This is a genomic window from Xanthomonas sp. WHRI 7065 (genome assembly GCF_040203115.2).
GTDB lineage: Bacteria > Pseudomonadota > Gammaproteobacteria > Xanthomonadales > Xanthomonadaceae > Xanthomonas > Xanthomonas arboricola.
Genome location: NZ_CP168194.1, coordinates 1,313,644 through 1,326,081, shown reverse-complemented (window position 1 = coordinate 1,326,081; position 12,438 = coordinate 1,313,644). Strand labels below are relative to the sequence as shown.

Here is a 12,438-nt window from a genome sequence, read left to right as displayed (position 1 = left end):
CGGCGCTGCCGGAAAGTTGAGGCAAAACTTGCGTTGAACCGCTCAAGCGTCGCCGCTCATCCACGCAGGAATGTCGCGCTGCATCTGCAGCACACGCCAGATGACGATGTCCGTGTCGCGTTCGATGTAGAAAATCAAATAGGGAAATCCCTTGAGTGGCCACGCCCGCAGGTCCTGCAGCTTCAACAGCACCGCATGCCGGCTGGAACCGACACCCGGGTGCTGCATCAGCATCTTGACCGCCGACTCCAGCGCGTCGGCAAACGCCAGTTCCAGCGCGAGCCCGGCTTGTTCGCCATACCACGCAGCGGCTTCGTCGACGTCGCGCAGCGCCAACGGGCGCCAGCGCGCCGGCTTCACTTGCTGGCAGCGCGTGCCTGCGCGCGCTCACGCATCTTGTCGAAGAAATCAGGCTCCGTTGCCACGGCCGGCCCGGAGTTGGCCCCATCCAGCAGCAACCCACGCAGCTGTTCTACATCGCGTTGCTTGCGGATCAGTTCGCGCAGGTACTCGCTGCTAGAACCGTAGGCATGCTCCTGGACTTGCTGATCGACGAACTGCTTGAGCTCGTCGGGCAAAGAGATATTCATCGTGGCCATGCGACCTCCTGATGGCAAAGATTGCCAAAGTGTGCGCGCCCGCACGGGTGGGTGCAAGCGGGCGACCTGGCGTCCTCGGGCGTCGAAGCCATCAAGCTGCCGAGGCCTCAAGAAAATCCTGCGCAAACCGTTGCAGCACGCCGCCCGCCTCATAGATGGACACTTCTTCGGCGGTGTCCAGGCGGCAGGTGACCGGCACCTGCACCTGCTCGCCATTGCGCCGATGGATCGACAGCGTCAGCGTGGCGCCCGGCGTGCGCTCGCCGACCACATCGAAGGTTTCGCTGCCGTCGATGCCCAGCGTCTTGCGATCGGTGCCCGGCTTGAACTCCAGCGGCAATACGCCCATGCCGATCAGGTTGGTGCGGTGAATCCGCTCGAAGCCTTCGGCCACGATCACCTCCACGCCGGCCAGACGCACGCCTTTGGCGGCCCAGTCGCGCGAGGAGCCCTGGCCGTAATCGGCACCGGCAATGATGATCAGCGGCTGCTTGCGCATCATGTAGGCTTCGATCGCCTCCCACATGCGCAGCACCTGCCCTTCCGGTTCCAGGCGCGCCAGCGAACCGGCGGTGACCTGCCCATCGATCACCGCCATTTCGTTGACCAGTTTGGGGTTGGCGAAAGTGGCGCGCTGCGCGGTGAGGTGATCGCCGCGATGGGTGGCGTAGGAATTGAAGTCTTCCTCCGGCACGCCCATCTGCGCCAGGTATTCGCCTGCCGCGCTGCCGGCCAGGATCGCATTCGACGGCGACAGATGGTCGGTGGTGATGTTATCGCCCAGCACCGCCAACGGGCGCAGGCCCTGCAAACTGCGTGCACCGGCAAGTGCGCCTTCCCAATACGGCGGGCGCCGGATGTAGGTGCTGGCCGGCCGCCAGTCGTACAACGGACTGACGCGGATGCCCTGCCCCGCGCTGCGCTTGAACATCGGGTCGTAGACGCTGCGGAAGTGCTCCGGCTTGACGCTGCGCGCCACCACCGCATCGATCTCCGCATCGCTCGGCCATAGATCCTTAAGCGTCACCGCCACGCCATCGGCATCGATGCCCAGCACATCCTTTTCGATATCGAAGCGCACCGTGCCGGCGATGGCATAGGCGATCACCAACGGCGGCGATGCCAGAAACGCCTGTTTCGCATACGGATGGATGCGCCCGTCGAAATTACGGTTGCCCGACAACACCGCGGTGGCATACAGATCGCGGTCGATGATCTCCTGCTGGATCGCAGGGTCCAGCGCACCGCTCATGCCATTACAGGTGGTGCAGGCAAACGCGACGATGCCGAAACCCAGCTGTTCCAGCTCGCCCAGCAACCCGGCCTCTTCCAGGTATAACTGCACCGCCTTGGAACCCGGCGCCAGCGAACTCTTCACCCAGGGTTTGCGCGTCAATCCGCGTGCATTCGCGTTGCGCGCCAGCAAGCCTGCGGCAATGACATTGCGCGGGTTGGAGGTATTGGTGCACGAGGTGATTGCCGCGATGATCACCGCGCCATCGGGCATCTGGTCCGGTACCTCCTCCCAGACGCCGGCAATGCCGCGCTCGGCCAGCTCGCTGGTGGCCACGCGTTTGTGCGGATTGGACGGCCCGGCCATGTTGCGCACCACGCTCGACAGGTCAAACTGCAGCACACGCTCGTATTGCGCTGTGATCAGGTCATCCGCCCACAGGCCGGTCTGGCGCGCGTAGGTCTCCACCAAGGCGATCTGTGCGTCCTCGCGCCCGGTCAGGCGCAGGTAATCCAGCGTCTGCTGATCGATATAGAACATTGCCGCAGTGGCGCCGAATTCCGGCGTCATGTTGGAGATGGTCGCGCGATCGCCGATGGTCAGCGCGCTGGCGCCGGCCCCATAGAACTCCAGATAAGCACCGACCACACGTTGCTGACGCAGGAACTCGGTCAGGGCCAGCACGATGTCGGTGGCGGTGATGCCGGGCGCCGGCCGGCCCAGCAGTTCCACACCGATGATGTCGGGCAGGCGCATCCACGAGGCGCGCCCCAGCATCACGTTTTCCGCTTCCAGCCCGCCCACGCCCACCGCGATCACACCCAGCGCATCCACATGCGGGGTGTGGCTGTCAGTGCCTACGCAGGTATCGGGGAACGCCACACCATCGAGCGTATAGATCACTGGCGACATCTTCTCCAGATTAATCTGATGCATGATCCCGTTGCCCGGCGGAATCACTTCCATGTTTTCGAATGCGCGCTTGGTCCACTCGATGAAGTGGAAGCGGTCGGCGTTGCGCCGATCTTCAACGCTGCGATTCTTGGCGAAGGCCTGCTTGTCGAAACCGGCGTATTCCACCGCCAGCGAGTGATCGACGATCAACTGCACCGGCACCACTGGGTTGACCTGCGCCGGGTCGCCACCCTGCTCGGCGATCGCATCGCGCAGCCCGGCCAGGTCGACCAGCGCGGTCTGACCCAGGATGTCGTGACAGACCACCCGCGCCGGAAACCACGGAAAATCCAGGTCGCGCTTGCGCTCGATCAGCTGGCGCAGGTAGGCCTCCAGCATCTGCGGTTCGGCGCGCCGCACCAGATTCTCCGCATGCACACGTGCGGTGTACGGCAGCGTTGCGTAGGCGCCGGGTTGCAGCGCATCCACAGCGGCGCGTGCATCGAAGTAGTCCAACGAGGTGCCCGGCAAGGGCTTGCGGTACTGGCTGTTCATGGCTGGCGATATCGAAGCGGGCGGGGGTATTTCGGGATTCGGGATTCGGGATTCGGAAATCGGAAATCGGAAATCGGAAATCGGAAATCGGAAATCGGGAATCGGGAATCGGGAATCGGGAATCGGGAATCGGGAATCGGGAATCGGGAATCGGATCAGGGTTTCAGGCACCGATGATTTTTGCCATCTCTCATTGCGCTTTCGTGAGCTCGATCGCCTTCATTGAACGAAGGCGATCAGCGGATTAATCCAACCGCTGGCGCGTCCTCAGGAACGCTGATCCAGCGGTACGAAGACCTGATCTTCCGGGCCGGTGTAATTGGCCGAGGGACGAATGATCTTGCCGTCCATGCGCTGCTCGATGATGTGCGCGCTCCACCCGGCAGTGCGCGCCAGCACGAACAGCGGCGTAAACATCGCCGTCGGCACGCCCATCATGTGGTAGCTCACCGCACTGAACCAATCCAGGTTCGGGAACATCTTCTTGATGTCCCACATCACCGTCTCCAGGCGCTCGGCGATGTCGTACATCTTGCGGCTGCCCTGCTCGTCAGAGAGTTCGCGCGCCACGTCCTTGATCACCTTGTTGCGCGGATCGGACACGGTGTAGACCGGGTGCCCGAAGCCGATCACCACTTCCTTGCGTTCCACACGCGCCTTGATGTCGGCCTCGGCCTCGTCCGGGGTGTCGTAGCGCTTCTGCACCTCGAAGGCCACCTCGTTGGCGCCACCATGCTTGGGGCCGCGCAACGCGCCGATGCCGCCGGCGATGGCGCTGTACATGTCGCTGCCGGTGCCGGCGATCACCCGGCTTGCAAACGTGGACGCATTGAACTCGTGTTCGGCGTACAGGATCAGGCTGGTGTGCATCGCACGCACCCACGAGTCCTTCGGTGCAAACCCGTGCAGCAGATGCAGGAAGTGCCCGCCGATCGAGTCGTCGTCGGTTTCCACCTCGATGCGCTTGCCGTTGTGGCTGTAGTGATACCAGTACAGCAGCATCGAGCCCAGCGAGGCCATCAGCTTGTCGGCGATATCGCGCGCGCCTGGATGATTGTGATCGTCCTTCTCCGGCTGCAGGCAACCCAGCACCGACACGCCAGTGCGCATCACATCCATCGGATGCGCCGACGGCGGCAGCTGCTCCAGTGCGGTTTTCACTGCCGCCGGCACGCCGCGCAGCGAACGCAGCTTGGCCTTGTAGCCGCGCAGTTCGCCGTTGTTGGGCAGCTTGCCGTGCACCAGCAGATAGGCAATTTCCTCGAACTCGCTGGTGGTGGCCAGATCCAGGATGTCGTAGCCGCGGTAATGCAGATCGTTGCCGCTGCGGCCCACCGTGCACAGCGCGGTGTTGCCTGCAGCAGTGCCGGACAGTGCGACGGATTTCTTCGGCTTGAAGCCGGAATTGACGGTGTCGTTCATGCGATGCGCTCCCAAACGGTGTCGTGTTGCGGTGTCACGGAAGAAGTGGCCAAACCTGCACGCAGCAAGGCGCGATCATGCGCCTTTGCGTGCAAACAACGCGTCCAGGCGCTGCTCGTAGCCGTGGTAGCCGATGCGCTCGTACAGCTCTTCGCGCGTCTGCATGGTGTCCAGCACGGCCTGCTGATGACCATCGCGCCGGATCGCGGTGTAGACCGCCTCGGCCGCCTTGTTGGCCGCGCGAAATGCCGACAGCGGAAACAGCTGGATCGCCACACCGGCCTGCGCAAGCTGGTCGCGCGTGAACAGCGGCGTCTTGCCGAACTCGGTGATATTGGCCAGCACCGGCACGCCCACTGCATCGACAAACCGCTTGTAGGTGTCCAGGTCGTACGCGGCTTCGGCAAAGATGCCGTCGGCACCGGCTTCCACGCAGGCGATCGCACGTTCGATCGCCGCATCCACGCCTTCCATCTGAATCGCATCGGTGCGCGCAATCAGGAAGAACGCCGGATCGGTCTTGGCATCGGCTGCCGCCTTGACCCGGTCGACCATTTCGGCCTGGCTGACGATCTCCTTGCCCGGACGATGCCCGCAACGCTTGGCGCCGACCTGGTCCTCGATATGGCAGCCGGCTGCACCCGCCTTGATCAGCGACTTGATGGTGCGCTCGATATTGAACGCGCTCGGCCCAAAGCCGGTGTCCACGTCCACCAGCAGCGGCAGCTCGCAGACATCGGTGATGCGGCGCACGTCGATCAGCACGTCTTCCAGCGTATTGATGCCCAGGTCCGGTAGCCCCAGCGAACCGGCCGCCACACCGCCGCCAGACAGGTAGATGGCCTGGTAGCCGGCACGCTGCGCCAGCAGCGCATGGTTGGCATTGATCGCGCCGATCACCTGCAGCGGCGATTCGGCAGCCAACGCCGCGCGGAAGCGCGTGCCGGCGGAAGCGGTGGATGAGGACGTCATGGCGATTCCAGAGTTGGGATGCGGAATTAGGCGCAAATGGCATGCCAACGCCAAGCCATTGATTTCATTCGGCCAGAACGAACCATATGTTGCAAATCTGAAACGCAACGCGCAGCATGCAACATCTTTGCAACGCGGCACCAACGATGCGCAGCCCCAGGTTTACCGAGCCGATGGAGCCATCTCCACCGGTCATCTGGACCGTCAGCGTCTCTCGCCTGACCGGCCTGCTGGCCGACGTCATCCCCGAGTTCGACCAGCGCGCGCGCATCGAGCAGATCAACCTCGGTTTTGCCGAGGCGGTGGAGGTCATCGGCCAGCGCCTGCGCCGCGAGCGTTGCGACGTACTGGTCGCCGGCGGCTCCAATGCCGCCTATCTGCGCAGCCGGCTCGCACTGCCACTGGCGCCGATCCAGGCTACCGGGTTCGATCTAATGGAAGCGCTGGCGCGCGCACGCCGCATCGCACCGCGTATCGGCGTGGTCACCCATGCCACCGACGTGCCCTCGTTCCGCGCCTTCCAGGACAGCTTCGACCTCGACATCGAGCACCGCCGCTTCGTCACCGCCGAAGACGCGCGCGACTGCATTGCCGACCTCCGCGCCAGCGGCATCCAGGTCATCGTCGGCACCGGCATGGCGATCGATTTCGCCGAACAGGCCGGTTTACCCGGCGTGCTGCTGTATTCGGCAGATTCGGTCCGCCTGGCGCTCGAACACGCCATCGCGCTGGGTACCGCGCCCGGCAACGAGCGCGTCGCCAGCCGCACCGGCACGCGCCGGGTGCGGCGCACCGACGCATTGCTTGGCGAAGACGCCGCAATCGCGCAGGTGCGCGAGCTGGTGCAGCTGTACGCCCCGCATCCGGGCACCGTCTTGATCAGCGGCGAGACCGGCACAGGCAAGGAACTGGTCGCACGCCAGTTGCATGCCGGCAGTAGACGACGCGGCCGTTTTGTCGCCATCAACTGCGGCGCCATCAGCGAATCGCTGCTGGAAGCGGAATTGTTCGGCTACAGCGACGGCGCCTTTACCGGCGCACGCCGCGGCGGCCATGTCGGCCTGATCGAAGCCGCGCAGGACGGCACGCTGTTTCTCGACGAAATCGGCGAACTGCCGATGCCGCTGCAGACACGCCTGTTGCGCGTGCTGGAAGAGCGCGAAGTGCTGCGTGTCGGCGCCACACTGCCGGTTTCCGTCGACGTACGCGTCATCGCCGCCAGCCTGCAGCCATTGCAGGCCCTGGTCGAACAGGGGCGCTTCCGCCGCGACCTTTTTTATCGCCTGGCGGCGTTACGCATCGCCCTGCCGCCGCTACGTGACCGCCCCAACGAGATCGCCTTGTTGCTGGCACATTACTTCCAGCAACTCGGCGCGCTGCCGTCGCCATTGTCTCCAGCAGCGCTGCAGCGGCTGCAACAGCACACCTGGCCGGGCAACGTGCGCGAACTACGCAACCTGGTCGAACGCCTGTGCATCCACTGGAAGGCCCAACCGCACGACAGCCTGGGCCTGGATCAATTGCGAAGCTGGGCACCCGAGCTGTTTGACATGCGTACTGGCGACAGCGTGGCGGCACCCGAACACAGCGATCTTGCAACCTCGCGCATGCAACTCACCGCCGCAGCAGTACGCGCCGCGCTCGATCGCGCAAACGGCAATCGCGCCCTCGCCGCACAGGCGCTCGGCGTCTCGCGCACGACGTTGTGGCGCTGGATGCAGGCGCACGCGTCGGCATCGCCTGCTTGAGATGCAGCTGCGGGCTTTGGCTTCGCCCGCTCGGGCCGCAAGCGCAGACGTTGGTCGGCGAGTTTTTGGCACGCAAGACTGGCGGTCAGCGGCGACCGGGCATGCGATGCGATCTACACGACGGGATCGCTGCGACGTTGGTGGTGTGATCCCGCAGCACATGCAGCACGCCACTCAGCACTCGCCCAGTGAGCGAGCGCGCAGCGATCACTTGACCCGCGTGTATTCGGTATCGCCCGTGCTCAGGTGCCCGGTCGCCTGGTCGATCGCGTAGTTGACCGTGCCATCGGCGTTGGACACCTGCAGCACGCCCTTGTTCAAGATCGCCGGATGATTCCTGGTCCTGACGCCACCGCCCAGCAGCTCCGGCGTGGTGTCGCGAATGATGAAGCTCTCGCCGTTGTGCTCGATGCTGAGCACGTTCTTCTCCGACTTCATGTTGACCCACTTGCCCACGTACTGCTCGCCCACGTCACGGGCACAACCCGCCAGCAACATCATTGCAACCAGAGCACTTCCAAGCAGCGCCTTCATCGCCACTCCTTCTTCAACGCGGGGGATTGCAGGATGGCGATTCGTTCCCGAGCCTGCAACAAGCAGGCACAACCGGATGAACACGGCTGTCAGCGACTTGAACAAACCACTGAATCAACAGGCTCTGCACTCGACTCGCACGGATGTCGGCGACAACGACGATTCGACGGCATCGGCCACGTCCATACCAGCATTTCAACCGAGCCAGGTGCCCAGGCTTTGCAGGACACTGCAGGAAAACAAAAAAGCCGGCGCATGGCCGGCTCTTCTTCTCGCGCTGAAACCCTTGCTGTTGCTGGGTTTCGATGGTGGGCGGTACAAGGTTCGAACTTGTGACCCTTGCCGTGTGAAGGCAATGCTCTACCGCTGAGCTAACCGCCCGATGACGCGAGCCGCACATTATAGGGCAGCTGCGGCGCTCGTCAACAGGTTCATCCACTGCGATGATGATGCGGTCGAAAACGCCGCGTTCCGGTGACCGGGCGCGGCATTCCCGCTAGCTTGCAGCGATGACGCGGCGATCGATTCGGCGCCGTTCAAACGCCCGATACTCAGCTTCGATGCCCCGCGTCCAACACGGCTGCGATCACGCGCACCCGCCTCCACCGCATCGCCTCACATAGTATGCGTCGGCTTGTCCGAGGTCGTCAGGCCCGCCAGCAACATCTCGATCTTGTTGCGCACGCCCTCGCCTTCCGGGCCGTCCGGGAACTGCACGCCGATGCCGGCGGCGCGGTTGCCCTGCGCGCCGGCCGGGGTGGTCCAGACCACCTTGCCGGCCACCGGCAGGCGCTCGCTGGAGTCTGGCAGGGTCAGCAGCAGGAAGACTTCGTCGCCGAGCATGTAGCGCTTGGGCGTGGGTACGAAGATACCGCCGCCTTTCACGAACGGCATGTAGGCGCTGTAGAGCGCCGGCTTGTCCTTCAACGCCAGCGACAAAATGCCCTGGCGTGCATTCATTGCACTCATCGAGTTCCCCTAGAACGTGCCGGACGCTCTCCCTCGCGCCAGGCCAGCAACAATTCCGTCACCGCCAGATCGGCGCGGACGGTGGTGCGCAGCAGGTCGCGGGTGCGATTGGCGGCGTCGAACCAGGTCGCCAGCTTGTGCAACCGCGATGGATCGGTCAAGCCGGCCGATGCCTGTGCCAGCGCAAGGTCTGCCGCGTGGCGCAGGCGTTGGTCGGCCTGGCCGTCGTTGGTCCAGCGCTGCGCAATATCCACTGCGCTGGCGCGCCCTGCGGCGATCTGCTCCAGGTCCTGTGCCACCGCGCGGCGCACCGCCAGGCCATCCTCGCGCAGCCACTGCGCCGCAAGCCCCGGATGACCGCGTGCGGCATCCAGCGCTTCCTGTGCAGCCCGCTCGTCGACACCTTGCGACAGTAGCCAGGCCAGCGCCTCGTGCGCGGGCGGCAGCTTGAATTCCAGACGCTGGCAGCGGCTGCGGATGGTCGCCGGCAGGCGCGCCGGCTGCGCGCTGATCAACCACAGGTAGCGCCCCGGCGAGGGTTCTTCCAGCGTCTTGAGCAAGGCGTTGCAGGCGGCGCGATTGATCGCATCGGCCGGATCGACGATCACGATCTGGGCGATGCCGTATTGCGGGGTCAACGACAGCTTTTGCGAAATCTCGCGTACCTGCTCGATCACGATCTCGGTGCGCAGCTTGTCGCCGGTACGGTTGGGAATGAACGAGATCAGCTGCAGGTCCGGGTGGGTTCCAGCGGCGATCAGCTGCCGGCTGCGCTGCGCCAGCGCCGGGTCCGGCGAGCTGGCCAGCACGTGCTCGGCCAGCGCCAGGGCCACCGCACGCTTGCCCAGGCCATCCGGCCCGCAGATCAGCAGGCCGTGCCCGAGCCGGCCGGCGTCCAGTGCCGCCAGCGTCTGGTCGTAGGCGCGCTGCTGCCAGGGTGAAAACGCAGTGGTCATGGAGTGGACTCCGGTTGCGGCAGGCGACGGCGCTGCAGGTAACGCGCCACCGCGGCATTGTGTTCGGCCAGGGTGGCCGAGAACGCATGCGCGCCGGTGCCATCGCCGACCGCCACGAAGTACAGGGCATTCCCTGGCGCCGGACGCACCGCCGCCAGCAAGGCCTCACGGCCGGGCATGGCAATCGGCGTCGGGGTCAGGCCGGTACGCGTGTAGGTGTTGTACGGCGTATCGGTGGTCAGGTCGCGGCGACGGATATTGCCGTCGTAACTGCTGCCGATGCCGTAGATCACGGTGGGGTCGGTCTGCAGCTTCATACCCAGCTGCAGGCGGCGCAGGAACACGCCGGCAATCAACGGGCGCTCCGAGCCCAGCGCGGTTTCCTTTTCGATGATCGAGGCCAGGATCAAGGCCTGTTCCGGCGAGCCGAGCGGCAGATCCGGCGCGCGCTGCTCCCAGGCCTGCGCCAGCGCCTTGTCCATGGCCAGGTGGGCACGCTTGAGCACGTCCAGATCGCTGTCGCCGCGCTGGTAGAGATAGGTTTCCGGCAGGAAGCGCCCTTCCGGGTGCTGGTTGGCGAACCCCAGCCGCGCCATCAACGCCGCATCGTCCAGCGCAGCGATGGATTGCTGCAGCGGCGTGGCGGTGGCGATCGCGGCGCGCAGCTGGCGGAAATTCCAGCCTTCCACGATGGTGAAGCGGTACTGGATCACCCGGCCCTGGCGCATGCGTTCGAGCAGCTCGCGCGGTGACAGCGCCGGCGCCAGCGCGTATTCGCCCACCTTGAGTTTGCCGGCCGCATCGACCTGGCGCGCGAGCAACTGCCATTCCAGATCGGTGCCCTGCGCCACGCCGGCGGCGCGCAACTTGCGCAACGTGGCCTTGAGCGAATCGCCGGGCGCGATCACCACGCTGGGCGCGCTCGCGCTCACCGGTGTGTCGGCAAAGTGCAGGTAATGCCGCCACGCCACCAGCCCCGCAATCGCCAGCAGCGCCACGAGCAACAGGGCCGTGCCCAGCACAGCCAGACATCCACGTTTGCCAGTCACCGCCACACGCACCTCGTCATTGCCCCAGCGCCGCGCAGGATACCGCGCGCCGGTGATGTCCCGTTGAAGCGCTCATGCCTGGTCGAAGGCGCGCAGCACGCCGCGCGCCTTGGCGCGGGTCTCGTCCAGTTCGCGCTGCGGGTCCGAATCCACCACGATCCCGGCGCCGGTGCGGAAATGCACCTGCTCCCCGGCCACCTCGGCGGTGCGGATCAGGATGTTCAGATCCATGTCGCCGTCGCGATTGAGCCAGCCGAATGCGCCGGTGTAGGCCCCACGCGCGGTGCGTTCGAGCTCGGCGATGATCTGCATGCAGCGCACCTTCGGACATCCGGTGATGGTGCCGCCGGGAAACACCGCGGCGATCGCCTCGCCCGGAGTGACGTCGGCGCGCAGACGGCCGCGCACATTGCTGACGATGTGGTGCACATGCGCGTAGCTTTCCACGCCCATCAGCTCGTCCACCTCCACCGTGCCGGGCGCGCAGATGCGTCCCAGGTCGTTGCGCTCCAGGTCGATCAGCATGACGTGCTCGGCGCGCTCCTTCGGATGGCCGACCAGCTCGCGTATGCGTGCGGCATCGTCGTCGCCGGCAAAGCGCGCGCGGGTGCCGGCGATCGGGCGCGTCTGCACCACATCGCCCTGCACCGACACCAGCCGCTCCGGCGAGGAACTCACCACCGCGCGTCCTGCCGCGACGAACAGGCCGGCAAACGGAGCGGGATTGGCCGCGCGCAGGCGCGCATGCAACGCCGCCGGATCGACCGCCGCGGCGAACCTCGCATGCCAGGCGCGCGAGATATTGGCCTGGAACACATCGCCTGCGCGCAGATAATCGAGCACGCGCTCCACTGCATCGGTGAAGCGCTCCGGCGCGTCCTCATCAACAGCCAGCGGCCCGACCCAGCCGGGCAATGGTGGCAATGCGGCGCAGGCGGCGATGTCCTCGACGATGCGGGTCAGCAGATCCTCGCGGCCCGGCTCGGCCAGCGCGATGCAGCGGCCTTGCACCCGGTCGCGCAGCACCGCGGCAGGCGCGCGCAAGGCCAGTGCACTCGGCAGGCCATCGCTGCGCGTGGGCAACTGCAGAATCGGTTCGACCTGCGCGGCCAGTTCGTAATCCAGCAATACCGCCCAGCCGCCGCGAAACGGCCAGGGGCTGGTCGCATCGTGCGGCACGCGCTCGGCCTGCCAGGCCGCATCCAGTGCCTGCAGAAAGCCGCCGTCCAGCACGCGTCCATCGCCGTCGCGCGTGCGCCCATCGGCATCCAGCCGCAGGCTTGCGCCGTCTGCCAGCAGCAATACGTCCCAGCGACCGTGCGCGGTGCCGGAGGCGGTGGATTCGAGCAGTGCCGGATACCGCTGCGGCGCCAGCCGATGCAGCGCCAGCAGGTCGATGTCGGCGTGCAGGGGTCTGGTGAGCGTCATCGGCCGGTTGGGCGTGGGGTGCTAAGAGGCGCCGCCCTGCAGGGGAGGCAGGGCACGCATGAAGAGAAGGATCAGCTC

12 protein-coding genes and 1 tRNA gene are annotated in these 12,438 nt (G+C 65.6%); 2 read left to right on the top strand and 11 right to left on the bottom strand.

Annotated elements, in window-relative coordinates; translation table 11 throughout:
• Positions 1–42: 42 nt before the first annotated feature.
• From ABQY64_RS05810 to prpB, 5 genes are all read right to left on the bottom strand, one after another.
• Complete coding sequence (locus ABQY64_RS05810) at positions 43–336, bottom strand: type II toxin-antitoxin system RelE/ParE family toxin (RefSeq protein ID WP_349779229.1); 294 nt, start codon at positions 334–336, stop codon at positions 43–45.
• A gap of 20 nt (positions 337–356) precedes the next feature.
• Positions 357–599 carry a type II toxin-antitoxin system ParD family antitoxin gene (locus tag ABQY64_RS05805; protein WP_029220676.1) on the bottom strand — a complete coding sequence of 81 codons (243 nt, stop codon included), beginning with the start codon at positions 597–599 and terminating at the stop codon, positions 357–359.
• A gap of 91 nt (positions 600–690) precedes the next feature.
• The gene (gene acnD, locus ABQY64_RS05800; protein WP_349779230.1) at positions 691–3,282 is read right to left on the bottom strand and encodes a Fe/S-dependent 2-methylisocitrate dehydratase AcnD; all 2,592 of its coding nucleotides are present in this window, start codon (positions 3,280–3,282) and stop codon (positions 691–693) included.
• A 267-nt stretch (positions 3,283–3,549) separates the two neighbouring features.
• Positions 3,550–4,704 (bottom strand): 2-methylcitrate synthase, encoded by a 1,155-nt coding sequence (prpC, locus tag ABQY64_RS05795; protein ID WP_104573943.1) that lies wholly within the window; start codon positions 4,702–4,704, stop codon positions 3,550–3,552.
• Between the two features lie 75 nt (positions 4,705–4,779).
• Complete coding sequence (gene prpB, locus ABQY64_RS05790; protein ID WP_006448401.1) at positions 4,780–5,676, bottom strand: methylisocitrate lyase; 897 nt, start codon at positions 5,674–5,676, stop codon at positions 4,780–4,782.
• Between the two features lie 146 nt (positions 5,677–5,822).
• On the opposite strand from prpB, the gene prpR reads away from it, so the two are divergent.
• Entirely contained in the window at positions 5,823–7,424 is a 1,602-nt protein-coding gene (gene prpR, locus ABQY64_RS05785; RefSeq protein WP_349779231.1) for a propionate catabolism operon regulatory protein PrpR, read from the top strand.
• Positions 7,425–7,631: 207 nt separating this feature from the next.
• Here the strand turns inward: prpR and ABQY64_RS05780 are convergent, their stop codons facing one another.
• Positions 7,632–7,958, bottom strand: coding sequence for a hypothetical protein (locus ABQY64_RS05780; protein ID WP_039511350.1), 327 nt, complete (start codon positions 7,956–7,958; stop codon positions 7,632–7,634).
• Between the two features lie 33 nt (positions 7,959–7,991).
• Between ABQY64_RS05780 and ABQY64_RS05775 the strand changes: the two genes are divergently transcribed.
• Entirely contained in the window at positions 7,992–8,294 is a 303-nt protein-coding gene (locus tag ABQY64_RS05775; RefSeq protein ID WP_181118738.1) for a hypothetical protein, read from the top strand.
• Here ABQY64_RS05775 and ABQY64_RS05770 read toward each other — a convergent pair.
• The 5 genes from ABQY64_RS05770 to ABQY64_RS05750 form a co-directional block, all read right to left on the bottom strand.
• Positions 8,265–8,339, bottom strand: a tRNA-Val gene (locus tag ABQY64_RS05770). The genes ABQY64_RS05775 and ABQY64_RS05770 overlap by 30 nt on opposite strands.
• Before the next feature lie 234 nt (positions 8,340–8,573).
• Positions 8,574–8,927: a PilZ domain-containing protein gene (locus ABQY64_RS05765; RefSeq protein ID WP_024938459.1), complete on the bottom strand. Its 354-nt coding sequence runs from the start codon at positions 8,925–8,927 to the stop codon at positions 8,574–8,576.
• Complete coding sequence (locus ABQY64_RS05760) at positions 8,924–9,883, bottom strand: DNA polymerase III subunit delta' (RefSeq protein ID WP_039523908.1); 960 nt, start codon at positions 9,881–9,883, stop codon at positions 8,924–8,926. Before ABQY64_RS05760 ends, ABQY64_RS05765 begins: the two co-directional genes overlap by 4 nt.
• Complete coding sequence (gene mltG, locus ABQY64_RS05755; RefSeq protein ID WP_039530796.1) at positions 9,880–10,944, bottom strand: endolytic transglycosylase MltG; 1,065 nt, start codon at positions 10,942–10,944, stop codon at positions 9,880–9,882. Before mltG ends, ABQY64_RS05760 begins: the two co-directional genes overlap by 4 nt.
• Before the next feature lie 60 nt (positions 10,945–11,004).
• Positions 11,005–12,360: an aminodeoxychorismate synthase component I gene (locus ABQY64_RS05750; RefSeq protein ID WP_349779232.1), complete on the bottom strand. Its 1,356-nt coding sequence runs from the start codon at positions 12,358–12,360 to the stop codon at positions 11,005–11,007.
• Positions 12,361–12,438: the final 78 nt, after the last annotated feature.

What these genes read in the sequence shown, in the direction of transcription:
- ABQY64_RS05805 (WP_029220676.1), bottom strand. Translation starts at nt 599, where the DNA reads ATGGCCACGATGAATATCTCTTTGCCCGACGAGCTCAAGCAGTTCGTC.
- acnD (WP_349779230.1), bottom strand. Translation starts at nt 3,282, where the DNA reads ATGAACAGCCAGTACCGCAAGCCCTTGCCGGGCACCTCGTTGGACTAC.
- prpC (WP_104573943.1), bottom strand. Translation starts at nt 4,704, where the DNA reads ATGAACGACACCGTCAATTCCGGCTTCAAGCCGAAGAAATCCGTCGCA.
- prpB (WP_006448401.1), bottom strand. Translation starts at nt 5,676, where the DNA reads ATGACGTCCTCATCCACCGCTTCCGCCGGCACGCGCTTCCGCGCGGCG.
- prpR (WP_349779231.1), top strand. Translation starts at nt 5,823, where the DNA reads ATGCGCAGCCCCAGGTTTACCGAGCCGATGGAGCCATCTCCACCGGTC.
- ABQY64_RS05780 (WP_039511350.1), bottom strand. Translation starts at nt 7,958, where the DNA reads ATGAAGGCGCTGCTTGGAAGTGCTCTGGTTGCAATGATGTTGCTGGCG.
- ABQY64_RS05775 (WP_181118738.1), top strand. Translation starts at nt 7,992, where the DNA reads ATGGCGATTCGTTCCCGAGCCTGCAACAAGCAGGCACAACCGGATGAA.
- ABQY64_RS05765 (WP_024938459.1), bottom strand. Translation starts at nt 8,927, where the DNA reads ATGAGTGCAATGAATGCACGCCAGGGCATTTTGTCGCTGGCGTTGAAG.
- ABQY64_RS05760 (WP_039523908.1), bottom strand. Translation starts at nt 9,883, where the DNA reads ATGACCACTGCGTTTTCACCCTGGCAGCAGCGCGCCTACGACCAGACG.
- ABQY64_RS05750 (WP_349779232.1), bottom strand. Translation starts at nt 12,360, where the DNA reads ATGACGCTCACCAGACCCCTGCACGCCGACATCGACCTGCTGGCGCTG.